This is a genomic window from Pseudomonas sp. Root329 (assembly GCF_001424925.1).
Classification (GTDB): Bacteria; Pseudomonadota; Gammaproteobacteria; order Pseudomonadales; family Pseudomonadaceae; genus Aquipseudomonas; species Aquipseudomonas arabinosi.
In genome coordinates, this window is the sequence record NZ_LMCV01000005.1 from 119,089 (window position 1) to 140,053 (window position 20,965).

General features: G+C 61.8%; 20 protein-coding genes. 17 read left to right on the forward strand and 3 right to left on the reverse strand.

All coding sequences use genetic code 11. The annotated features are described in order from the left end of the window. Nucleotides 1–4 precede the first annotated feature (4 nt). Both ASC74_RS08055 and ASC74_RS08060 read right to left on the reverse strand, forming a co-directional pair. Entirely contained in the window at nt 5–1,045 is a 1,041-nt protein-coding gene (locus ASC74_RS08055; protein WP_177338840.1) for an FUSC family protein, read from the reverse strand. Nucleotides 1,046–1,092: 47 nt separating this feature from the next. Then, nucleotides 1,093–2,718, reverse strand: a complete 1,626-nt coding sequence (locus ASC74_RS08060) for an NADP-dependent glyceraldehyde-3-phosphate dehydrogenase (protein ID WP_056740696.1) — start codon at nt 2,716–2,718, stop codon at nt 1,093–1,095. A 244-nt stretch (nt 2,719–2,962) separates the two neighbouring features. Between ASC74_RS08060 and ASC74_RS08065 the strand changes: the two genes are divergently transcribed. From ASC74_RS08065 to ASC74_RS08145, 17 genes are all read left to right on the forward strand, one after another. Then, nucleotides 2,963–3,850 (forward strand): Dyp-type peroxidase, encoded by an 888-nt coding sequence (locus ASC74_RS08065; protein ID WP_056740697.1) that lies wholly within the window; start codon nt 2,963–2,965, stop codon nt 3,848–3,850. Between the two features lie 16 nt (nt 3,851–3,866). Beyond that, on the forward strand, nt 3,867–4,832 hold the full coding sequence (locus ASC74_RS08070; RefSeq protein ID WP_056740699.1) for a Gfo/Idh/MocA family protein: 966 nt from the start codon (nt 3,867–3,869) through the stop codon (nt 4,830–4,832). A gap of 95 nt (nt 4,833–4,927) precedes the next feature. After that, nucleotides 4,928–5,680, forward strand: coding sequence for a GntR family transcriptional regulator (locus ASC74_RS08075; RefSeq protein ID WP_033061603.1), 753 nt, complete (start codon nt 4,928–4,930; stop codon nt 5,678–5,680). A gap of 11 nt (nt 5,681–5,691) precedes the next feature. Then, on the forward strand, nt 5,692–7,422 hold the full coding sequence (locus ASC74_RS08080; RefSeq protein ID WP_056740701.1) for a fumarate reductase/succinate dehydrogenase flavoprotein subunit: 1,731 nt from the start codon (nt 5,692–5,694) through the stop codon (nt 7,420–7,422). Between the two features lie 21 nt (nt 7,423–7,443). Next, nucleotides 7,444–7,689: a 4Fe-4S dicluster domain-containing protein gene (locus ASC74_RS08085; protein WP_007946457.1), complete on the forward strand. Its 246-nt coding sequence runs from the start codon at nt 7,444–7,446 to the stop codon at nt 7,687–7,689. Nucleotides 7,690–7,938: 249 nt separating this feature from the next. After that, the gene (locus ASC74_RS08090) at nt 7,939–9,345 is read left to right on the forward strand and encodes an ABC transporter substrate-binding protein (protein ID WP_056740703.1); all 1,407 of its coding nucleotides are present in this window, start codon (nt 7,939–7,941) and stop codon (nt 9,343–9,345) included. A 151-nt stretch (nt 9,346–9,496) separates the two neighbouring features. Further along, nucleotides 9,497–10,279 carry an ABC transporter permease gene (locus tag ASC74_RS08095; RefSeq protein ID WP_056740705.1) on the forward strand — a complete coding sequence of 261 codons (783 nt, stop codon included), beginning with the start codon at nt 9,497–9,499 and terminating at the stop codon, nt 10,277–10,279. Further along, nucleotides 10,279–11,127 carry an ABC transporter ATP-binding protein gene (locus ASC74_RS08100; protein ID WP_008155013.1) on the forward strand — a complete coding sequence of 283 codons (849 nt, stop codon included), beginning with the start codon at nt 10,279–10,281 and terminating at the stop codon, nt 11,125–11,127. Before ASC74_RS08095 ends, ASC74_RS08100 begins: the two co-directional genes overlap by 1 nt. Further along, complete coding sequence (locus tag ASC74_RS08105) at nt 11,124–12,086, forward strand: HEAT repeat domain-containing protein (RefSeq protein WP_056740707.1); 963 nt, start codon at nt 11,124–11,126, stop codon at nt 12,084–12,086. Before ASC74_RS08100 ends, ASC74_RS08105 begins: the two co-directional genes overlap by 4 nt. Then, entirely contained in the window at nt 12,083–12,358 is a 276-nt protein-coding gene (locus tag ASC74_RS08110) for a DUF971 domain-containing protein (protein WP_056740708.1), read from the forward strand. The genes ASC74_RS08105 and ASC74_RS08110 overlap by 4 nt, the downstream gene beginning before the upstream one ends. A gap of 149 nt (nt 12,359–12,507) precedes the next feature. Then, nucleotides 12,508–13,125, forward strand: a complete 618-nt coding sequence (lexA, locus tag ASC74_RS08115) for a transcriptional repressor LexA (protein ID WP_056740709.1) — start codon at nt 12,508–12,510, stop codon at nt 13,123–13,125. Further along, nucleotides 13,125–13,742 carry a translesion DNA synthesis-associated protein ImuA gene (gene imuA / locus ASC74_RS08120; RefSeq protein ID WP_033061610.1) on the forward strand — a complete coding sequence of 206 codons (618 nt, stop codon included), beginning with the start codon at nt 13,125–13,127 and terminating at the stop codon, nt 13,740–13,742. The genes lexA and imuA overlap by 1 nt, the downstream gene beginning before the upstream one ends. A 7-nt stretch (nt 13,743–13,749) precedes the next feature. Beyond that, the gene (locus ASC74_RS08125) at nt 13,750–15,165 is read left to right on the forward strand and encodes a Y-family DNA polymerase (protein WP_056740710.1); all 1,416 of its coding nucleotides are present in this window, start codon (nt 13,750–13,752) and stop codon (nt 15,163–15,165) included. Beyond that, complete coding sequence (locus ASC74_RS08130) at nt 15,141–18,239, forward strand: error-prone DNA polymerase (protein WP_162247433.1); 3,099 nt, start codon at nt 15,141–15,143, stop codon at nt 18,237–18,239. The genes ASC74_RS08125 and ASC74_RS08130 overlap by 25 nt, the downstream gene beginning before the upstream one ends. 190 nt (nt 18,240–18,429) lie before the next feature. Continuing rightward, on the forward strand, nt 18,430–19,104 hold the full coding sequence (locus tag ASC74_RS08135) for a CsgG/HfaB family protein (RefSeq protein WP_162247434.1): 675 nt from the start codon (nt 18,430–18,432) through the stop codon (nt 19,102–19,104). Nucleotides 19,105–19,164: 60 nt separating this feature from the next. Beyond that, the gene (locus ASC74_RS08140) at nt 19,165–19,509 is read left to right on the forward strand and encodes a DUF4810 domain-containing protein (protein ID WP_371925536.1); all 345 of its coding nucleotides are present in this window, start codon (nt 19,165–19,167) and stop codon (nt 19,507–19,509) included. Beyond that, a complete protein-coding gene (locus tag ASC74_RS08145) occupies nt 19,506–20,165 on the forward strand; it encodes a DUF799 domain-containing protein (protein ID WP_056740716.1) in 660 nt (219 codons plus the stop codon). Before ASC74_RS08140 ends, ASC74_RS08145 begins: the two co-directional genes overlap by 4 nt. Nucleotides 20,166–20,302: 137 nt before the next feature. Here ASC74_RS08145 and ASC74_RS08150 read toward each other — a convergent pair whose 3' ends face one another. Continuing rightward, complete coding sequence (locus ASC74_RS08150) at nt 20,303–20,965, reverse strand: flavin reductase family protein (RefSeq protein ID WP_056740718.1); 663 nt, start codon at nt 20,963–20,965, stop codon at nt 20,303–20,305.

Here is a 20,965-nt window from a genome sequence, read left to right on the forward strand (position 1 = left end):
AACGTCAGATGTTCCAGCGCGGTGCTGTCTTGGCCAGGCGCTGGCGCATCTCGCCGATGTTGGCGGCTAATTGCCGGACCAATAACCGATAGCCGTCCAGCGGATTGTAAACCGGCGCGGTCAGGCTTGAATCCGATGGCAATTCGACGGGGCGACTAAGCCGCTGGGACGCACCGGATTTCAGCGCTCGAGCCATACCGATCAGTTGCACCCGAATCAGCCGATGCTCGGCTTTCAAGGACGATTGCAGATGGGCCATGGCGTCCGGGTCACTGGCATCAGGTCGGGTGTTGCCGAGGATTTCCAGGGTGCTGACGCACATCCGCAAGTGGCGCTGAATGGCATCGAGTTCGGTCATGGAGATCCGCACTTCCTTGGACACCGACGGCATCAACGAACGCAGTTGCACCATCACCGTGTTCAAGCGGCCCACGAGTTTATGGTGTTCGTCATCGGTGACCGATTGGCCATTGATGATGCGCCCGTAGATCGTCGCGCAGTCGCGCAAGGCATCGGCCAGGTTATAGCGCCACGAATAAACCGCGTAGAGCGGCAAGGCGAAGGAAAACGCCAGGGCCAGGGCGATGCCGATCAGGATGTCCACCCCACGCCACAACCCGTCGGTGATCGGGTTGTCACCATGCCCCGCGACGATAAACACGGTAATCGCCGAGAGCAACGCGGTGTAACCGCCCTTGCCGATGGCGTGGTACGAGAAGAACCCGCAAACCACGGCCATCGCGAAATAGGTCAGCCACGGCATCCCGAGCCAGGCCTGTTGCGCCACCAGCAGCAAGCCGACGCCGGCACCGATCAAGGTGCCGATGGCGCGCTCGGCGGCTTTTTTGCCGATGTTGCCGTGGTGCTGCAAACCGCCGATCACTACCAGCATCGTCACCGACGCCCACTCACCGTGGGGCAGATGGATGCCGGTGGTCAGCAGGATCGTTGCCAGCAACCCCAGCGATACACGTACCGCGTGGATTACCTTGGCGTGGCGATAACGCCGGTACGGGTCCAGCAACGGACGCAATAGTCGGCGCATTATCGGTGGCAGTCGGCTGTCTCTGAATGTACTCAGGCTCGGTCTCCTCAGAAGATGTAATCGGTGGTCAGGAAGCTCGAACTGCGTCCGCTGATGATCTCGCTGATGAGTTCTTTGTTGGTTTCCTGGAACTTGGTTGCTACCAACGTCCGGATCGAAAACACCCGCAACGCATCATGCACCGACAGTGTGCCTTCGGCGGAGTTCTTGCGGCCGTTGAACGGGAAGGTGTCCGGGCCGCGCTGGCACTGCGCGTTGAGGTTGATCCGGCCGACCTGGTTGGCGAAGGTGTCCACCAGCCGGCCGACCGCCACCGGGTTGGTGCCGAAGATACTCAGCTGCTGGCCGAAGTCCGATTCCAGAACGTAATCGATCACGGTGTCCAGATGCCGGTAAGGCACGATCGGCACGACCGGGCCGAACTGCTCTTCCTGGTAGACGCGCATCTGCGGCGTCACCGGGTACAGCACGGCGGGGTAGAAGAATGATGCGCGGGCTTCACCGCCGTTGGGGTTAACCACGGTGGCGCCTTTACTGACAGCATCCGCCACCAGCGAGTGCAGGTAATCGACCTTGCTCGCTTCCGGTAACGGCGTCAGCGCCACGCCGCTATCCCACGGCATGCCGGGTTTGAGGTTGGCGAGTTTGGCGTTGAATTTCTCGATGAACGCCTCGACCACGTCTTCATGGACGAAGAGGATTTTCAACGCGGTGCAGCGCTGACCATTGAACGACAGCGAGCCGGTAAGCGCTTCGCTGACCGCGTTGTCCAGATCCACCTCAGGCAGCACGATGCCGGGGTTTTTCGCATCCAGACCCAACGCCGCGCGCAAGCGGTGCGGTTTTGGATGGAGTTTTTTCAGGTCGCTGGCGGCTTTGTTGGTGCCGATAAACGCAAAGATATCGATCTTGCCGCTGGCCATCAGCGCGCTGACGGTCTCGCGGCCGCTGCCGTAGATCACGTTGATCACCCCGGCCGGGAAGCTGTCGCGGAATGCTTCCAACAGCGGACGAATCAGCAGCACACCCAGCTTGGCCGGTTTGAACACCACGGTGTTGCCCATGATCAGCGCCGGGATCAGCGTGGTGAAGGTTTCGTTCAGCGGGTAGTTGTAAGGTCCCATGCACAACGCCACGCCCAGCGGTACGCGGCGGATCTGGCCGAGGGTGTCCTGTTCCAGTTCGAAGCGACTGGAGCGACGGTCGAGTTCCTTGAGCGCGTTGATGGTGTCGACGATGTAATCGCAGGTGCGGTCGAACTCTTTCTCCGAGTCCTTGAGGTTCTTGCCGATTTCCCACATCAGCAACTTGACCACGGCTTCACGCTGTTCACGCATGCGTCCGAGGAAGGCTTCGACGTGCTGGATGCGCTCGGCCACGCGCATTGTCGGCCACAGACCCTGGCCTCGGTCATAGGCACGGACGGCGGCGTCGAGGGCGGTCAATGCGGTGTCGGCATCGAGCAGCGGCGTGCTGCCGAGGATCACTTGTTCGTCGCCATTTTCGCCGGTCAGGTACACCGGGCTGCGGACTTGGGCGAGGGGCCCGGACCAGGTTTTCAGCTCGCCGTCGACCAGGTATTCACGCTGCTCGGTCTGGCCGTCGAGGCGGTATTTTTCCGGGATGTCGGTGGCGTCGGGAAACAGGTTGCCAAGGATGTGTGCTGTGGTCATGTCGCTACCCCGTCTGGATTGGGTGATGCGGATAAGGTCTGTTATCGCTACGCACTGCTATCAGGTCAAGGCCTGATCACAACGCGGTTGTCGAAAGTGGCGGCGAGAGGCTGCCTATTACAGGCGGCGCGCTCGATCAGCATAGCTGAATCGTTTTATCAGATGGCAACACGGCTTGTCATGACCTACAGCACACGGGCTGTCTTGATCGGTTAAACTTCGCGCTCTTACTGAAGGAGTTCATATGAGTTACTACCAGCCGGGCATTCTCGCCACCCCAGTTCCGCCTCAAGCCCGTCATATGTTCTTCGCACTCGAATCCGCCGCTGCCTTGCCGGCCGCGCTGGAGAATCTGAAAGGGCTGATCGACGGTAAGTCGGCAGTGGTCGGTTTCGGTGAGTCCCTGGTCAAGGCCCTCATGGGGCAAATCGAAGGCCTGCGCACCTTTCCAGCGTTGACCGGTGTCGGCGTCGACAACCCGTCGACCCAGCACGCGCTCTGGTGCTGGTTGCACGGCGTCGACCGTGGTGAATTGCTCAATCGCAGCAACGCCATCGAAGCCGCACTGGCCCCGGCCCTGCGCCTGGTGCAGATGAACGAAACCTTCCGCCACCTCACCGGCCACGACCTGACCGGTTACGAAGACGGCACCGAAAACCCTCACGACGAAGCCGCCGTCGCCGCTGCGCTGGTGAGTGACGGCGCTGACGGAATGGTCGGCGGCAGTTTCGCTGCGATCCAGCAGTGGCAGCATGACCTGAAGGGCTTCCACGCGATGCCGTCCCATGAGAAGGACAACATCATGGGCCGTCGTTTGAGCGACAACGAAGAGATCGACGACGCGCCGATTTCCGCTCACGTCAAACGCACCGCCCAGGAAAGCTTCGCCCCCGAGGCCTTCGTGGTGCGCCGTTCCATGCCCTGGATCGAAGGCGATCGCGCCGGCCTGATGTTCCTGGCCTTCGGTTTCTCCCTCGACGCCTTCGAAGCGCAACTGCGCCGCATGAGCGGTCTGGAAGACGGCATCACTGACGGTCTGTACCGCATCAGCCGGCCGATCACTGGCGGCTACTACTGGTGCCCACCGCTCAAGGATTGTCATCTGGACCTGCGCGCTCTGCGCATCGGCTAAACATCAGGGAGTGAGTATGAACGTGGTGCGCTGGGGCATGATTGGTTGTGGCAGCGTCGCTGAACGCAAGAGCGGGCCGGCCTTCTACAAGGCGCCCGGCTCGGCGCTGGTGGCGGTGATGGGGCGGCGTCTGGAAGCCGTGACGGATTACGCCGCGCGCCACGGCATCGCTCGGGTCTACACCGATGTCGATGCGCTGATCAATGATCCCGAAGTCGACGCGGTGTACATCGCCACGCCGCCTGACAGCCATCACGCTTACGCCTTGAGGGTGGCCGCCGCCGGCAAACACTGCTGCGTCGAAAAGCCGATGTCGTTGAATGCCGGGCAAAGCCGTGAGATGCAAAAGGTCTTTGCCGATGCCGGGCTGCACCTGTTTGTTTCCTACTACCGGCGTTCGCTGCCGCGCTTCCAGCAGGTGCGACAATGGCTGGAGGAAGGGCGGATCGGCGAGGTCCGGCACCTGACCTGGACCCTGACTAAAGCGCCATCGCCGACCGATCTTGGCGGTACCGATAACTGGCGCACCGACCCGGCCATTGCTGGTGGTGGTTACTTCGCCGACCTGGCCAGCCATGGCTTCGACCTGTTCCAGTACCTGCTCGGTGACATCGTCGAAGTTGCCGGGTTTACCGCGCACCAGGCCGGTTTGTATGCCGCCGAGGATGCCGTCAGCGCCAGTTGGCGGTTTGCTTCGGGCGCCCTGGGTATGGGCTGCTGGAATTTCGTTGCGGACCGCCGCGAAGATCGGGTCGAACTGATCGGCGGCAAAGGCCGGATCAGCTTTTCCGTATTCGATGAACAGCCGGTTCAGCTTGAAGCCGATGAAACCCTCAGCCTGCACATCGACAATCACGAGCACATCCAGTGGCATCACGTACTGGGCATGAACGCGCACATTCGGGGTGAGGCGCAGCATCCGGCGGTGGCCGAGCAGGCATTGAAAACCGATTGGGTGATGGACCAGATCCTCAAGCGCTGATTACCGCATCTAACCTTATGCTCAAACAGTATTTCTCAAGCCTGTCATTAGAACTTTAAGATCACGTCATAACTCGTTATGACAAGTGATCTTCCATGACCGATAACGTTCTCTCCCTCAGTAGCGTTCCGCTGCACACCCAACTGCGGGATGTGCTGCGCGCCCGCATCCTCGACGGTGAATACCCGCAAGACAGCCAGATGCCTTCCGAAAGCGAACTCGGCGCGCTGTTCAAAGTCAGCCGCATCACCGTGCGCCAGGCCTTGGGGGATCTGCAGAAAGAAGGGCTGATCTTCAAGATCCACGGCAAAGGCACCTTCGTCGCCAAGCCGAAAACCTTCCAGAACGTCAGCACCCTGCAAGGCCTCGCCGAGTCCATGACCGGTCGCGGCTACGAGGTGATCAACCGCCTGCGCAGTTTCAAATTCATACCGGCAGACAAGCTCGTCGCCGAGCGTTTACAGGTCGCCGAAGGCGAGACCGTGGCGCAGATCAAACGCGTGCGGCTGATCAACCGTGAGCCGATTTCGCTGGAAATCACTTACCTGCCCAAGGCCATCGGCGAGCGCCTGGAGAAGGCCGATCTGGTTACCCGTGACATTTTCCTGATCCTGGAAAACGACTGCGGCCTGGCCCTCGGTCACGCGGATTTGGCCATCGACGCGGTGCTGGCCGACAGCGACCTGACCCAGGCGCTGAACGTCGAGCCCGGCTCGCCGATCATGCGCATCGAGCGCCTGACCCACGACGCCAGCGGCCAACCCGTGGACTTCGAACACCTTTACTACCGCGGCGATGCCTTCCAGTACCGCCTGCGGATCGACCGGCAAAAAGGGGCGCAGGCATGACTCACGGCTCAATGACTAGAAAGACGCTCGAACAGGAATACGACATCGTCGTGATCGGCGGCGGCACCGCTGGACCGATGGCGGCGATCAAGGCCAAGGAACGCAATCGCGATTTGCGCGTGCTGCTGATCGACAAGGCCAACGTCAAACGCAGTGGCGCGATCAGCATGGGCATGGACGGCCTGAACAACGCGATCATTCCCGGCCATTCGACGCCGGAGCAATACACCAAGGAAATCACCATCGCTAACGACGGCATCGTCAATCAGGCGGCGGTGTATGCCTACGCGACCCACAGCTTCGAAACCATCGAGCAACTGGACCGCTGGGGCGTGAAGTTCGAGAAGGACGAGACCGGCGACTACGCGGTGAAAAAGGTCCACCACATGGGCGCCTACGTGCTGCCGATGCCGGAAGGGCATGACATCAAAAAAGTCCTGTATCGCCAGTTGAAACGGGCGCGGGTGAGCATCACCAATCGGCTGGTCTGCACGCGTTTGCTGACGGACGAAGAGGGCACGGTCAACGGTGTGATGGGCTTCGATTGCCGCACCGCCGACTTTCACGTGATCAAGGCCAAAGCCGTGATCCTCTGCTGCGGCGCCGCCGGGCGTCTCGGCTTGCCGTCCTCGGGTTACCTGATGGGCACCTATGAAAACCCGACCAACGCCGGCGACGGTTACGCCATGGCCTATCACGCCGGGGCGGAACTGGCGAACCTGGAATGCTTCCAGATCAACCCGCTGATCAAGGATTACAACGGCCCGGCCTGCGCCTACGTCACCGGTCCGTTGGGCGGCTACACCGCGAACAATAAGGGCGAACGCTTCATCGAATGCGATTACTGGAGCGGCCAGATGATGTGGGAGTTCCACCAGGAACTCGAAAGCGGCAACGGCCCGGTGTTCCTCAAACTCGATCACCTGGCCGAGGAAACCATCCAGAACATCGAAGAGATCCTGCACAGCAACGAACGCCCGAGTCGCGGTCAGTTTCACGCCAATCGCGGCACTGACTACCGTACGCAAATGGTCGAAATGCACATCTCCGAGATCGGTTTTTGCAGCGGTCACTCGGCCTCCGGAGTGTGGGTCAACGAGAAGGCCGAGACCTCGGTCAAGGGTTTGTACTCGGCGGGTGACATGGCCGCGGTGCCGCACAACTACATGCTCGGCGCGTTCACCTACGGCTGGTTTGCCGGCACCAACGCGGCGGATTTTGTCGCCGGACGTGAGTTTTCGACGGTCGATGCCCAGCAGATCGAAACGGAAAAGGCCCGGGTCTACGCACCGCTGGACCGCGAACACGGCCTGCCGCCGGCCCAGGTCGAGTACAAGCTGCGACGTTTTGTGAACGACTACCTGCAACCGCCGAAAGTGACCAAGAAGATGCAAATCGGCCTGCAACGCTTTAGCGATATCCAGCGCGATCTCGATCAGATCAAGGCCCACAACGCCCACGAACTGATGCGCGCGATGGAAGTCAGCATGATTCGCGACTGTGCCGAAATGGCCGCCCGCGCTTCGCTGTTTCGCGCCGAAAGTCGCTGGGGGCTTTACCACTATCGGGTCGACCACCCGCAACGCAACGACATCGACTGGTTCTGCCATTGCCACCTGAAGAAGGATGAAAACGGCGTGATGAGCAGTTTCAAGAAAGCCGTCGAGCCTTACATCATCCCGCTGGACGCCGATGAAATGCAGGCCTACGACCGGCTGCGAGTCGGTGCCTTTGCTGCTTGAGCCCAAAAGAGAGACCGCAAAATGGCCTATCAACCCCAGGAAATTTTCTTCCGCTCCAACGCGCCCGTCACGGTCGATGAGGACCTTTGCATCGCCCACAAAGGCTGCACCGTGTGCGTCGACGTGTGCCCGATGGACCTGCTGGCGATTAACCCTGCCACGCAAAAGGCCTACATGGCGTTCGACGAATGCTGGTACTGCATGCCGTGCGAGAAGGACTGCCCGACCGGGGCGGTGAAAGTCGAAATCCCCTACCTGTTGCGCTGAGTGTGAGTGCCGGCATCTTCATTGAATGACCGGACGCCTTCGCGAGCAAGTCGAATCGTCGCACCGCCGCTCCCACAGGGGAATGCATTACAAATGTGGGAGCGGGCTTGCTCGCGAAGAGGCCAGCCCAAACACCGTAAAAGCCATCCGGCAACCACCGGACGCCTGATTCAAACACCCCTCGTTTCCCACCGCGCCCTGATCGTGGCGGAGACGAACATCCTAAAAATGATTCGAGGGGATACACCTATGTTATTGCGTGCAGCGTTCGCCGGTCTGGTACTGGCCTCATTCACCTTGTCTGCTCAAGCCGAAACTATCCGCATTGCCATCGGCACCCAGGACACCACGATCAACTGCGCCGCCGGCGGTCTGTTGATTCGCGAGCTGGGCCTGCTGGACAAATACCTGCCCCACGACGGCCCCTACAAAGACGCCAAGTACGAGGTGGAGTGGAAGAACTTCACCAGCGGCGCGCCCCTGACCAATGAGATGGTCGCCGGCAAACTCGACTTCGGCGCCATGGCCGACTTCCCCGGTTCGTTCAATGGTGTGGCGTTCGAAACCGCGGGCAAGCACAGCCTGTTCATCAGCGTGCTCTCGGGCAGCATCAAGGGCAGTGGCAACGGCATCGTGGTGCCGAGCGCCTCGAGTGTGCAGTCGCTGGCCGAACTCAAGGGCAAGACCATTTCCGTGCCGTTCGCCTCGACGGCGCACGGCATGTTGCTGCGGGCGGTCGCGGCCCAAGGCTGGGACCCACTGAAAGACGTGAACATCATCGCCCAGCCGCCGGAAGTTGCAGGCTCCGCGTTGCAGGCTGGGAAGATCGATGCCCACGCCGACTTCGTGCCGTTCGCCGAACTGTTCCCCAGCCGTGGTTTCGCTCGCAAGATCTATGACGGCGCCCAGGCCAATGCGCCGACCTTCCACGGTGCGCTGGTGGATCAGGCCTACGCGAAGAAGTACCCGGAAATTGTGGTGGCTTACCTGCGGGCGAGCATCGAAGCCAACCAGTTGCTGGCGGCTGAGCCGGAGAAATACAGCGAGCTGATCGCCAAGGTCACCGGCGTCGATGCCGAGGTCAATTACCTGTTCCACGGCCCGCTGGGCGTGCAAACTCGCGACCTCAGCTGGAAGCCGGAATACCGTCAGGCCGTCGGGACTGCCATCGATACCCTCAAACTGTTGAAGAAGGCGGATCGCGGGTTGGACCTCAATACCTTCATCGACGACCAATACATCCGCGCTGCGTTCAAGGCCTCGAAGCTGGATTACACCGCGCAACTGGCCAACTACGGGCAGGCGCCGCTTAAAGCGGTGGATGCGTCGAGCGGCAAAGCGATTACCGATTTCAGCCATGTGGCGGAGATCTGGGTGCGGGGTGAGCCGAAGGTTCGGCAGTACGCCTCGGCAGAGTCGGCGTTCACCGCGTTGGCCAGCCTGAAGCAGGAAGGCAAAAACATCCGCGCGGTGTATGCCCAGGCGAGTGACAGCGGGATCAAGTTGCTGGCGGATCAGGCGTGGTTTGCCAGTGATGCGAAAGGGCGCCTGAGCGCGTTTCTGCTCAAAGGCCAGGCCCAACAGTTCGCCACGGCACAAGGCGGAAAAGTCTTCGACTTCACCGACGCCACCACCCAGGCCGTCGCCGTTCGCTAACCGCCAAAGCACCGCAATTCCCTGTGGGAGCGAGCCGGCTCCGGGCGGCGTTCCGACGAATGCGTACTGACATTCAACATCGATGTTGACTGAACCACCGCTTTCGCGAGCAAGCCCGCTCCCACAGTGATCTCGGTTGAGAGGAAGTATTGTGTACAGATCCTATTTACGCTGGATCCCCCGAGCCGCGTCACTGCTGCTCTGCCTCCTATTCTGGCAACTCGCCGCCAGCCACCACTGGAACCTCGGCCTGGTCACCTTCGCCAACGTCCCGACGCCACTGGCGGTCATCGAAGCCGCCCTTGGCCTCGGCGACTCCGGCAAGCTCGCGCAACACCTCGGCAGCAGCCTCAGCCGGGTCTTTGCCGGTTACCTCGTGGCGCTGATCATCGGCATCGCTTTGGGCCTGGCCATCGGTCGCTCGAAATGGGCGGAAGACCTGCTGCTACCACCGCTGGAAGTCCTGCGCCCGATCCCCGCCGTCGCCTGGATTCCGCTGGCGATCCTGATGTTCCCCTCGTCGGAGCTGTCGATGGTTTTCATCACCTTCACCGGCGCGCTGTTCCCGATTCTGCTCAACACCGTGCATGGCGTCGAAGGCGTCGACCCACGGCTGATTGCCTCGGCGAAAAGCCTCGGGGCAGGGCGCCGGGCGATTCTGCTGGAGGTGATCCTGCCAGGCGCTGCGCCGAGCATCATCACCGGCCTCGCTATCGGTATGGGCACCTCATGGTTCTGCCTGGTGACCGCCGAAATGATCTCCGGCCAATACGGCATCGGCTATTACACCTGGGAGTCCTACACCATCCAGAACTACGCCGACATCGTGGTCGGCATGTTGCTGATCGGCGTACTGGGGATGGGCAGCAGCCTGCTGATCAAACGTCTGGGCGGGCTGTTCACGCCTTGGCACCGACCACGAGGAAAAGCCTGATGAGCGTGATGCAAACCCCTGAAGGACGGATCGACATCCGCCAACTGTCCATTGTCCTCGGCGAACACAAGCAAGCCTTCGAAGCCGTGCAAGGTCTGGATTGCCAGATCGAGCCGGGGCAATTCGTGTGCATTCTCGGGCCGTCCGGTTGCGGCAAATCGACCCTGCTCGGTGCCCTGGCCGGTCACCTGCAACCGCGAACCGGCACCCTGAAAGTCGACGGTGCGCCGGTCTCGGGCCCGTCGCCGCAGCGCGGCATGGTGTTCCAGCACCACACGCTGTTCCCTTGGCGCACCGTGCGCGACAACGTGGCTTTCGGCCTGAAAATGCGTGGCATCGGCAAAGCCGAAAGGCACAAAGCCGCCGACGAAATCCTTGCCCTGGTGGGCCTCGAAGGGTTTGCCGAGCGCTGGCCTGATCAACTCTCCGGCGGCATGCAGCAACGGGTAGAAATCGCCCGGGTGCTGATCAACCGCCCGCGCCTATTGCTGATGGACGAACCCTTCGGCGCTCTCGACGCGCTGACCCGGCTGAACATGCAGGAGCTGCTGCTGGACATCTGGACGCGAATTCGCACCACCGTGGTGTTCGTCACCCATGACATCGATGAAGCGCTGTTCCTCGCCGATCGGCTGCTGGTCATGAGTTCGCGCCCGGGGCGGATCATCGAAGACCTGCGCCTCGATTTCCCCCGGCCACGCACCACCGAACTGGTCACCAGCCACGAGTTCTCCCGCTTGAAGCGTCATTGCCTCGAGTTGCTGCGTCACGAAGACGGTCGGCAGTTACCGCGCCTGAACCCTCTCGGACTTCCCCTTGAAAACAAACTGCCGCGATTTGCCCTATGACCTCTCTATTCGATGTAACCGATAACGACGACATTCTCGCCCTGCAACCGCGCCTGACGGATGAAGATCCCGGCGTGCGCAGAATTGCCCTGATCGAACTGGCCGACCTTGAAGAGCCGGACGGTTTGCTGTGGCTGGTCAATCGCCTGGCGCAAGACCCGACCGAAGAAGTCCGCGCCGAAGCCGCACGCTTGCTCGAAGCCTGGGAGGACGAACCGGTGGTGGAAGCGCTGTGCCAGGCGCTGACCGATCCTTCCCAAGCTGTGCAAGCGGCCGCCGCACAAAGCCTTAGCCTGCTCAAGACCGAGGCGGCGGGCAGGGTGATTCTGCCGTGGACCGGGCATGTAGATATCAACGTGCGCATCGCCGCTTTCAGAGCCTTGCGTGAGTTGCGCTTTCCCGATGCCGCCGCTGCCGCTTTAGGGGCATTGACCGACGAGGACGCCAGCGTTCGCCGCGAAGCCGTCGGTGTACTCGGCTGGCTCAAGCAGCTCGATGCCTTGCCGGCGCTTGCTCGATTGGCCAGTGACGACCCGGACACCGAAGTCCGCCGCGCCGCCACCGGTGCCCTGGGCCTGGCCTCCGACGCCCACGTGCTGCCGGCGCTGCGCCACGCCTTGCAGGACGAGGCCTGGCAAGTGCGCGAAGAAGCCGCCACCACGCTGGGCAAGGTCGGTCACGTCGACGCCGGCCCGGCCTTGGTTGAAGCCTTGAGTGACGATTACTGGCAAGTGCGCCTGCGCGCCACTCGTAGCCTCGGCCGTTTGCGTTACGTCCCGGCCCTTGAAGCGTTGATCGAAACCCTCGGCCACCGCATCAGCAACCTGCGCAAGGAAGCCGCCCTAGCGCTCGGAGAGTTGAACGACCGAGGCGCCATCGCGCCCTTACAGGCTGCGCAGGATGACGGCGACCCGGAAGTGCGCAAAGCCGTGCGCATCGCCTTGAGTCAGCTGCAATGAACCCGGTGGCGATTGGCAATTCCCAAGGTAAACAGCAGCTGCGGTTGAGCTGGCCGGATGGTCGCGAGCAGTTGCTTGATCACGCTGAGTTGCGCCGCCAATGCCCGTGCTCGCAGTGCCGGGCGTTTCGGTTGCAGGGGCTGGTGCCGAAGGTCGATGCTCGCGTGCGCGTGATCGAACTCAATCAACAGGGCTACGGCCTGCAACTGGTGTTCAGCGACGGCCATGAGCGCGGGATCTACCCCTGGCCCTACCTTTCAGGACTCACCTGAAACCTGTAGGAGCTGTCGAGTGAAACGAGGCTGCGATCTTTTGATGTTGTTTTTAAAGAGTAAAGTCAAAAGATCGCAGCCTCGTTTCACTCGACAGCTCCTACACAGCTCCTACAAGTCCTTGCCAGAAAAAAGCCAAAAGAGTACAAATGTACTCCATGACGACTTTAACTCCCCGCCGTACCGCCATCCTGACCTTTATCCGCGATCGAATCGCCGAGCAGGGTCAGTCCCCGAGCCTCGCTGAAATCAGCGAGGCGTTCGGTTTCGCCTCCCGTAGCGTGGCGCGCAAGCATGTGCTGGCGCTGACCGAGGCCGGTTTCATCGAGGTCAATCCACATCAGGCCCGGGGCATTCGTTTGCTCGGGCAACCGGCACGGCCCGAATTGCTGGACATTCCGGTACTCGGCCGGGTGGCGGCGGGTGCGCCGATCGGTGCCGATGCCGAGGTTCACAGCCGCTTGCTGCTCGACCCGTCGATCTTCTCGCGGGTGCCGGATTACATGCTGCGGGTCCAGGGCGACTCGATGATCGAGGACGGCATTCTCGACGGCGATCTGGTGGGCGTGCACCGCAATCCCGAGGCGGTCAACGGCCAGATCGTCGTCGCGCGACTCGACGGGGAGGTCACCATCAAACGTTTCGAACGGGTCGGCGAGGTTGTCCGATTGCTGCCACGCAATCCGGCCTATAAGCCGATCATCGTCGAAGCCGATCAGGACCTGGCCATCGAAGGGGTGTTCTGCGGCCTGGTGAGGCAAGGGTGATGGGCGCCGTCGTTGCGCTGGATACGCTGTTCAATGGCGGCCAGGTCTGGAAGGGCCGGCCTGCGCCCCCGGCCGTCAGCCCGCAACCCACCGGGCATGCCGCGCTGGATGCGGCGTTGCCTACGGGCGGTTGGCCGGAAGCGGCGCTGACCGAAATCCTTTTGGCCGGGCAGGGCGTCGGTGAGCTGCAACTGGTGTGGCCGGCGCTGGCGCGGTTGTCCGCCGCGGGCGAGCGCATCGTGCTGGTGGCGCCGCCTTACGTGCCATACCCCCAGGCCTGGCAGAACGCCGGGGTCGATCTGCGTCAGTTGTCGATCATCCAGGCCAGCGAACGCGATGCCTTGTGGGCAGCGGAACAATGCCTGCGTTCGGGCAGTTGCGGCGCAGTGCTGTGCTGGCCGCACAAGGCCGATGACCGGGCGTTGCGACGATTGCAGGTGGCGGCGGAAACCGGCTCGACCCTGGCGTTTGCCTACCGCTCGATCAATGAGGCGATCAACCCTTCGCCAGCAGCGTTGCGCATCGCCATCGATGCCAGGCCTGCGCAATTGCGCGTGCTCAAGTGCCGGGGTGGGTTGGCGCGTTCGGCACCGATTGCCTTTCCCGTGGGGCATTGAGGTTGCCATGCGCTGGGTCTGCATTCTCTTCCCGCAATTGGCGCTGGACGCGGTACTGCGTCAACGCGCCGATCCCGATGAGCCGCTGGCGCTGCTGACCGGCCCGGCCCAGCGTCGGGTGTTGCAAGCGGTCAACGCTTCGGCCCGGGCGCTGGGTTTGCGTCCGGGCCAGTCGATGACCGCCGCCCAGGCCTTGAGCAAAGGGTTTGTCACGGCTGAATACGACGCTGCCGAGATCGAGCACTGGCAGCAGTTTCTGGCCGCCTGGGCTTATCGATTCAGTTCACAAGTCAGCGTGCATTACCCGCGTGCGGTGGTGTTTGAAATCGAGTCCAGCCTGGGGTTGTTCGGCGCCTGGCCGCAATTCGAGGCGCGGTTGCGGGCCGAGCTCGGCGAGCTGGGGTTTCGCCATCGGATTGTTGCCGCGCCCAACCCGGTGGCCGCACGGGTGCTGGCCAACGCTTATGACGGTCTGGTGGTGCCCGACGATCAAGCCTTGCAGCATCATCTTGGGCAGTTGCCTATCGACCGGATCGGGCTGGAAACCAGCGTTGCCACCGCGTTGTCGCGCATGGGGTTGCGGACCTTGAGTCAGGTTCAGGCGTTGCCTCGCCATAGCCTGGCCCGGCGTTTCGAGGCCCAGGTGCTCAAGCATCTGGACGCCTTGCTCGGGTTACGGCGGCTGGCGCTGGCGTTCTACTTGCCGCCGGACCGCTTCGATGTGCGCATCGAGCTCAACTTCGACGTGCAGTCCCATCAGGCGCTGCTGTTTCCGTTACGCCGGCTGACCGGTGACCTGTCGGCGTTTCTGTGCGGTCGGGACAGCGGCGTGCAGCGTTTCGACCTGCACCTGGAACACGCCGGGTTGCCGGACACCGTCATCAAGGTCGGCCTGCTCAGCGCCGAACGTAATCCGGCGATGCTCTTTGAACTGGCCCGGGGGCGGTTGGAGCACGTCCAGGTCGAGGCCCCGGTGCGCGGTTTTCGCCTGCGCGCCGAAGACTTGCCGGCCTTCGTTCCCCAGCGCCAGGAACTGTTCGACGACCGCCCGCAGCAGTCCTTGCCCTGGGAGCAACTGCGCGAACGCTTGCGCGCGCGGCTGGGGGATGACGCGGTGCAGGGCTTGCGGTTCCAGGCCGATCACCGGCCGGAGTGCGCGTGGCAGGCCAGTGTCGACAGTCAGCGCTGTGCAGGGCTGCCTGCGGTGCAACGTCCGGGCTGGCTGCTGACTGAACCGCTGGCGGTGCATGAAGGTTCGACGCGCATCCTCATGGGCCCGGAACGCATCGAGTCCGGTTGGTGGGACGGTGACGATGTGCGCCGCGACTACTTCCTGATCGAAACCCGTTCCGGCCAGCAGGGCTGGGCCTATCGTGCGGTTGGTGAGGACGGCCCGTTGTGGCTGCAGGGCTGGTTCGCATGAGTGTCGACTATGCCGAGTTGCACTGCCTGTCGAACTTCAGTTTCCAGCGCGGTGCTTCCAGTGCCCTCGAACTCTTTCAGCGGGCGAAAAAGCAGGGCTATCAGGCCTTGGCGATCACCGATGAATGCACCCTGGCCGGTATCGTCCGCGCCTGGCAAGCGGCCAAATCCGTGGAGCTGCCGCTGATTATCGGCAGCGAAGTGCGCATCGAGAACGGCCCGAAACTGGTGTTGCTGGTGGAAAACCTCGAGGGCTACCAGGCCCTGTGCCGACTGATTACCCGAGCGCGGCGCCGCACACAGAAAGGCCAGTATCAAGTGCTGCGCGAGGACTTCAGTGAACCCTTGCCGGGGCTGTTGGCATTGTGGGTGCCGGACGCGGTCGATGACGTCGAACAGGGCCACTGGCTGAAACAGACCTTCGTCGATTGCCTGTGGCTGACCGTCCAGCTGCATCGCGGCCAGGACGATACCCGGCGACTGGCTGCGCTGCTGACCCTGGCGGGCGAACTGCGAATCCCGGCGGTGGCCAGTGGCGATGTGCACATGCACGCTCGTGGGCGGCGCGCCTTGCAGGACACCATGACCGCGATCCGTCATCACCTGCCGGTGGCCGAGGCCGGGCTGCGTCTTCATCCCAATGGCGAGCGGCATGTGCGCAGTCTCGAGGCGCTGCAATCGATCTACCCGCAAACACTGCTCGACGAAACGCTGAACATCGCCCGGCGCTGCACCTTCGACCTCGGTCAGTTGCGTTATCAATATCCCCGGGAGTTGGTGCCGGAAGGCCAGACAGCCACGTCCTGGCTGCGTCATCTGACTGAAGAGGGCATCGCGTGGCGCTGGCCAAAAGGCCCGCAGGCCCAGGTGCTGACGCAGATCGACAAGGAACTGGAGCTGATCGCCGAACTGGGCTACGAAAGCTATTTCCTGACGGTTCACGACATTGTGCGATTCGCCCGTGAGCAAAAAATCCTGTGTCAGGGCCGTGGTTCGGCGGCCAACTCGGCGGTGTGCTTTGCCTTGGGCATTACGGAAATCGACCCGGATCGCACCACGCTGTTGTTCGAGCGCTTTCTCTCCAAAGAGCGCAACGAACCGCCGGACATCGACGTCGATTTCGAACACGAACGTCGCGAAGAAGTCCTGCAGTACGTGTTCCAGCGTTATGGCCGGACCCGCGCGGCGTTGACGGCGGTGGTCAGCACGTATCACGCGGCCGGCGCGGTGCGTGATGTGGCCAAGGCTCTGGGTTTGCCGCCGGATCAAATCAACGCCCTGGCCGATTGCTGTGGCCACTGGAGTGATGAAACACCGCCCGTGGAGCGCCTGCTTGAAGGCGGGTTCGATCCCGAGAGCCCGGTGCTGCGTCGGGTGCTGAGCCTGACGGGGCAGTTGATCGGTTTCCCCCGACACCTGTCACAGCACCCCGGTGGTTTCGTGATTTCCGAGCAGCCTCTGGACAGCCTGGTCCCGGTGGAAAACGCCGCCATGGCCGAGCGCACCATCATCCAGTGGGACAAGGACGACCTCGATGCCGTCGGGCTGCTCAAGGTGGATATCCTGGCATTGGGCATGCTCAGTGCGATCCGCCGCTGTTTCGATCTGTTGCGCCGTCATCGCCATCGGGACCTGAGCCTGGCGACGATCCCGTCCGAAGACGCGCCCACCTACGAAATGATTGGCCGTGCCGACACCATCGGTGTGTTCCAGATCGAGTCCCGGGCGCAGATGTCGATGCTGCCGAGGCTCAAACCGGTGAATTTCTACGATCTGGTGATTGAAGTGGCGATCGTCCGTCCGGGGCCGATTCAGGGCGGCATGGTGCATCCGTACCTGCGGCGCCGAAACAAGGAAGAACCCGAGATCTATCCGTCCCCGGCACTGGAAACCGTGCTCAAGCGCACACTGGGCGTGCCGCTGTTCCAGGAACAAGTGATGCAGATTGCGATTGTCGCCGCCGACTACAGCCCCGGTGAGGCCGATCAGTTGCGCCGCTCCATGGCCGCCTGGAAACGCCACGGCGGACTGGAACCGCACAAGGATCGCCTGGCCGCCGGGATGAAGAAAAACGGCTACACGGCCGAGTTTGCCGCGCAGATCTTCGAGCAGATCAAAGGCTTCGGCAGTTATGGTTTTCCCGAGTCCCACGCCGCCAGTTTCGCCTTGCTGACCTACGCCAGTTGCTGGTTGAAATGCCACGAGCCGGCGGCCTTCGCCTGTGCGCTGATCAACAGCTGGCCCATGGGTTTCTATAGCCCGGACCAGATTCTGCAGGACGCGCGCCGGCATCATTTACAGATTCGCCCGGTGGACGTGCGCGCCAGTGACTGGGATTGCAGCCTCGAACCGATCACCGGAGCCCAGCCGGCGATTCGCATGGGGTTGCGGATGATCAAGGGCTTTCGCGAGGACGATGCCCGGCGCATCGAAACGGCGAGGTCGAAGGGGGCGTTTATCGACATTGCCGACCTCGGCGAACGGGCGCGACTCGATGCCCGCGCCCAGGAACAACTGGCCGATGCCGGTGCGCTGCGTGGCCTGGCCGGTGACCGTCATCGGGCGCGCTGGGAAGTGGCGGGTGTGCAGAAACAGCTCGGCTTGTTTGCCGGTCTGCCGAGTCAGGAGGAGGGCGCGGTGTCGTTGCCCAAACCCACCGTCGGCGAGGATCTGCTAGCCGATTACAACAGTGTCGGCACCACGCTCGGCCCGCATCCGCTGGCATTGTTGCGAGGTGAATTGAAAGCCCGGCGCTGCCGCAGTTCGAAGGAATTGCTGGAGGTCGAGCATGGACGACCGGTCAGCGTCGCCGGGCTGGTGACCGGTCGACAACGCCCGGGCACCGCCAGTGGGGTGACCTTTGTCACCCTTGAAGATGAGTTCGGCAACGTCAACGTCATCGTCTGGCGCGACCTGGCCGACCGGCAGCGCCAGGTGTTGGTGGGCTCGCAATTGCTCAAGGTCGATGGGCGTTGGGAAAAGGAAGGCGAGGTGAGGCATTTGATTGCCGGACGGTTGAGCGACCTGAGCCCATTACTCGACGGCATCAGCGTGCGCAGCCGGGATTTCCGTTAACCATTAAAAACCACCCCTCACATTTAATACTGTCTTCGATGATGGCACTTTGGCATAATGCCGGCCGCCGACGTCCCGCACGTCGATTGTCGATTTGATTCCCCCTCGCTTTTTCGGGCGCTGCAACCTGCAGTGGCTGGCTATTGCCGTGTCGGGATAAACCGTTTTTCAAAAGGAATGCGCAGTGAGAATGATCTCTCGAATGTTGGTATCGACGGCAGCGATTGCCCTCTTCGGCGCGATGGCCGGGTGTGCGACCGAAAGCTCGCGCACCTTGCCGGTAGAAAAGGTCGAAAGCGCCAGCCTCGCTTATGCCGGCGTGCGCGTACCCATGGCGGTCGGCAAGTTCGACAACCGCTCGAGCTACATGCGCGGGATCTTCTCCGACGGTGTGGATCGCCTCGGCGGTCAGGCCAAGACCATCCTGATCACTCACTTGCAGCAAACCAACCGCTTCAGCGTGCTGGATCGCGACAACATGGACGAGATCCAGCAAGAAGCCGCGATCAAGGGCCAGTCCCAGCGCCTCAAGGGGGCTGATTTTGTGGTCACCGGTGATGTCACCGAGTTCGGCCGCAAAGAGACTGGCGATCACCAGTTGTTCGGCATTCTCGGTCGTGGCAAGACTCAGGTGGCCTACGCCAAGGTCAACCTGAACATCGTCAATATCAGCACGTCCGAAGTGGTTTATTCGACTCAGGGCGCGGGCGAGTACGCCTTGTCCAACCGTGAAATCATCGGCTTTGGCGGCACTGCTGCCTACGATTCGACCCTCAACGGCAAAGTGCTCGACCTGGCCATGCGCGAGGCGATCAATCGTCTGGTGGACGGCATGAATGCCGGTGCATGGAAACCGGGCAACTGATCAAGGTCGATGACAAGGAGCGGTACAAGCATGTTCAAGATTTATGCAAAATGGGCGCTGATGGCGTCGACCGTGCTGGTCAGTGGCCTGTTGGCCGGCTGCAACAGCGGCCCGAAAACCCTTTACCAGTGGGAAAGCTACCAGCCGGAAGTTTACGAGTACTTCAAGGGTGAAGAGCCCAAGGAAGCTCAGGCCGAAGCGCTGGAGCGCGACCTGCAGAAAATCAGGTCCACCGGCAAGACGCCGCCGCCTGGTTACCACGCTCATTTGGGGCTGTTGTACCTGAGCATGGGCAAGGACGATCAGATGGTGCAGCAATTCAGAACCGAGAAGACGTTGTTCCCCGAGTCGACGCCGTACATGGACTTTCTGCTTAAAAACGCCAAGACCGGAGACACCCAATGATCGCGCGCTCATTGAAACTGATGGCCGGGCTACTGGCTCTGGCGGTACTCGGTGGTTGCGTCAGCCCCAAGACCGTGGACTATTCGGCGTACAAGCAAAGTCGTCCGAAAACCATTCTGGTGCTGCCGCCGCTGAACAACTCGCCGGACGTCAAGGCGTCCTACAGCCTGTTGTCGCAGGTCACGTACCCGTTGGCTGAAGCCGGTTACTACGTGCTGCCGATCGCCCTGGTCGATGAGACGTTCCGCCAGAATGGCTTGACCACACCGGCGGATATCCATCAGGCACCGGCCAACAAACTGCAAGAAATCTTCGGTGCCGATGCTGCGCTGTACATCACCGTGACGGACTACGGCACTCGCTACATGATCATCAGCAGTGAAACCGTGGTGACGGCCAGCGCGAAACTGGTGGACCTCAAGAGCGGCACCACCCTGTGGACCGGCTCGGCTCGGGCTTCGAGCGAGGAGGGCGGTAACAACGGTGGCGGTGGTTTGGTTGGCATGCTGATTACGGCGGCGGTGAAGCAAGTGATCAACAACTCCACCGATGCCGGTCACCCGATTGCCGGGGTGACCAGTGCACGACTGCTGTCGGCAGGACAACCGGCGGGGTTGCTGTACGGGCCGCGTTCGCCGAAATACGGCACTGACTGACCTGCACAATCCTGTAGGAGCTGACGAGTGAAACGAGGCTGCGATCTTTTGATCTTGTTTTTAAAGAGCAAAGTCAAAAGATCGCAGCCTCGTTTCACTCGACAGCTCCTACAGGGTTTATATATGAGGGCAGAGTTCTATTTGGCCTCAGGCCAAAACCGCTCCCCACCCCCCGGCGTCTCCGTCCACGCCTGCAACGACCTTGTCGGTAGATCAAAATAATCCCGCGTGCGTGCATACCCATGCCCACCCATCCGGCCAATCGCATCGAGCCCGAGCTGATCGATATACAAAGTTTTCGGGTCGATCAATTCATCGCGCACATGCGCCATCAGCACTTCGCCAAAGATAATCTCCCGGGACTGCCCGATGGACAGCGCCATCATCCGTCGACACTCCAACGCCACCGGCGCCTCCCCGATCCGTGGGCATTTGACCGTGGTCCCGGGAATGGCAGTGAGGCCGGCGGCCGTCAGTTCGTCAAAACCGGGGGCGAACGGCACGGCGCAGACGTTCATGGCTTCCACCAGGGCATCGCTGACGATGTTCACGGTGAATTCCTGATTGAGCTGGATATTGCGCGTGGTGTCCTTGGGGCTTTGGTCGCCGTAGTTTTCCACGCCCAACGCGAGGATCGGCGGGTCGGCCGAGAGGGCGTTGAAGAAGCTGAAGGGCGCGGCGTTGATCCGGCCTTCGCCGTCGATGGTGGTGACCAGGGCAATCGGCCGTGGCACCACGCTGCCGATCAGAATCTTGTATTTGTCTCGCGGGCTCAATTGGCTGAAGTCGAAGCTTTGCAT

Excerpts from the sequence above, each read along its gene's own strand:
- ASC74_RS08055 (WP_177338840.1), bottom strand. The coding sequence starts at position 1,045 with ATGCGCCGACTATTGCGTCCGTTGCTGGACCCGTACCGGCGTTATCGC.
- ASC74_RS08060 (WP_056740696.1), bottom strand. The coding sequence starts at position 2,718 with ATGACCACAGCACACATCCTTGGCAACCTGTTTCCCGACGCCACCGAC.
- ASC74_RS08065 (WP_056740697.1), top strand. The coding sequence starts at position 2,963 with ATGAGTTACTACCAGCCGGGCATTCTCGCCACCCCAGTTCCGCCTCAA.
- ASC74_RS08070 (WP_056740699.1), top strand. The coding sequence starts at position 3,867 with ATGAACGTGGTGCGCTGGGGCATGATTGGTTGTGGCAGCGTCGCTGAA.
- ASC74_RS08075 (WP_033061603.1), top strand. The coding sequence starts at position 4,928 with ATGACCGATAACGTTCTCTCCCTCAGTAGCGTTCCGCTGCACACCCAA.
- ASC74_RS08080 (WP_056740701.1), top strand. The coding sequence starts at position 5,692 with ATGACTAGAAAGACGCTCGAACAGGAATACGACATCGTCGTGATCGGC.
- ASC74_RS08085 (WP_007946457.1), top strand. The coding sequence starts at position 7,444 with ATGGCCTATCAACCCCAGGAAATTTTCTTCCGCTCCAACGCGCCCGTC.
- ASC74_RS08090 (WP_056740703.1), top strand. The coding sequence starts at position 7,939 with ATGTTATTGCGTGCAGCGTTCGCCGGTCTGGTACTGGCCTCATTCACC.
- ASC74_RS08100 (WP_008155013.1), top strand. The coding sequence starts at position 10,279 with ATGAGCGTGATGCAAACCCCTGAAGGACGGATCGACATCCGCCAACTG.
- ASC74_RS08105 (WP_056740707.1), top strand. The coding sequence starts at position 11,124 with ATGACCTCTCTATTCGATGTAACCGATAACGACGACATTCTCGCCCTG.
- ASC74_RS08110 (WP_056740708.1), top strand. The coding sequence starts at position 12,083 with ATGAACCCGGTGGCGATTGGCAATTCCCAAGGTAAACAGCAGCTGCGG.
- lexA (WP_056740709.1), top strand. The coding sequence starts at position 12,508 with ATGTACTCCATGACGACTTTAACTCCCCGCCGTACCGCCATCCTGACC.
- imuA (WP_033061610.1), top strand. The coding sequence starts at position 13,125 with ATGGGCGCCGTCGTTGCGCTGGATACGCTGTTCAATGGCGGCCAGGTC.
- ASC74_RS08125 (WP_056740710.1), top strand. The coding sequence starts at position 13,750 with ATGCGCTGGGTCTGCATTCTCTTCCCGCAATTGGCGCTGGACGCGGTA.
- ASC74_RS08135 (WP_162247434.1), top strand. The coding sequence starts at position 18,430 with ATGATCTCTCGAATGTTGGTATCGACGGCAGCGATTGCCCTCTTCGGC.
- ASC74_RS08140 (WP_371925536.1), top strand. The coding sequence starts at position 19,165 with ATGGCGTCGACCGTGCTGGTCAGTGGCCTGTTGGCCGGCTGCAACAGC.
- ASC74_RS08145 (WP_056740716.1), top strand. The coding sequence starts at position 19,506 with ATGATCGCGCGCTCATTGAAACTGATGGCCGGGCTACTGGCTCTGGCG.
- ASC74_RS08150 (WP_056740718.1), bottom strand. The coding sequence starts at position 20,965 with ATGCAAAGCTTCGACTTCAGCCAATTGAGCCCGCGAGACAAATACAAG.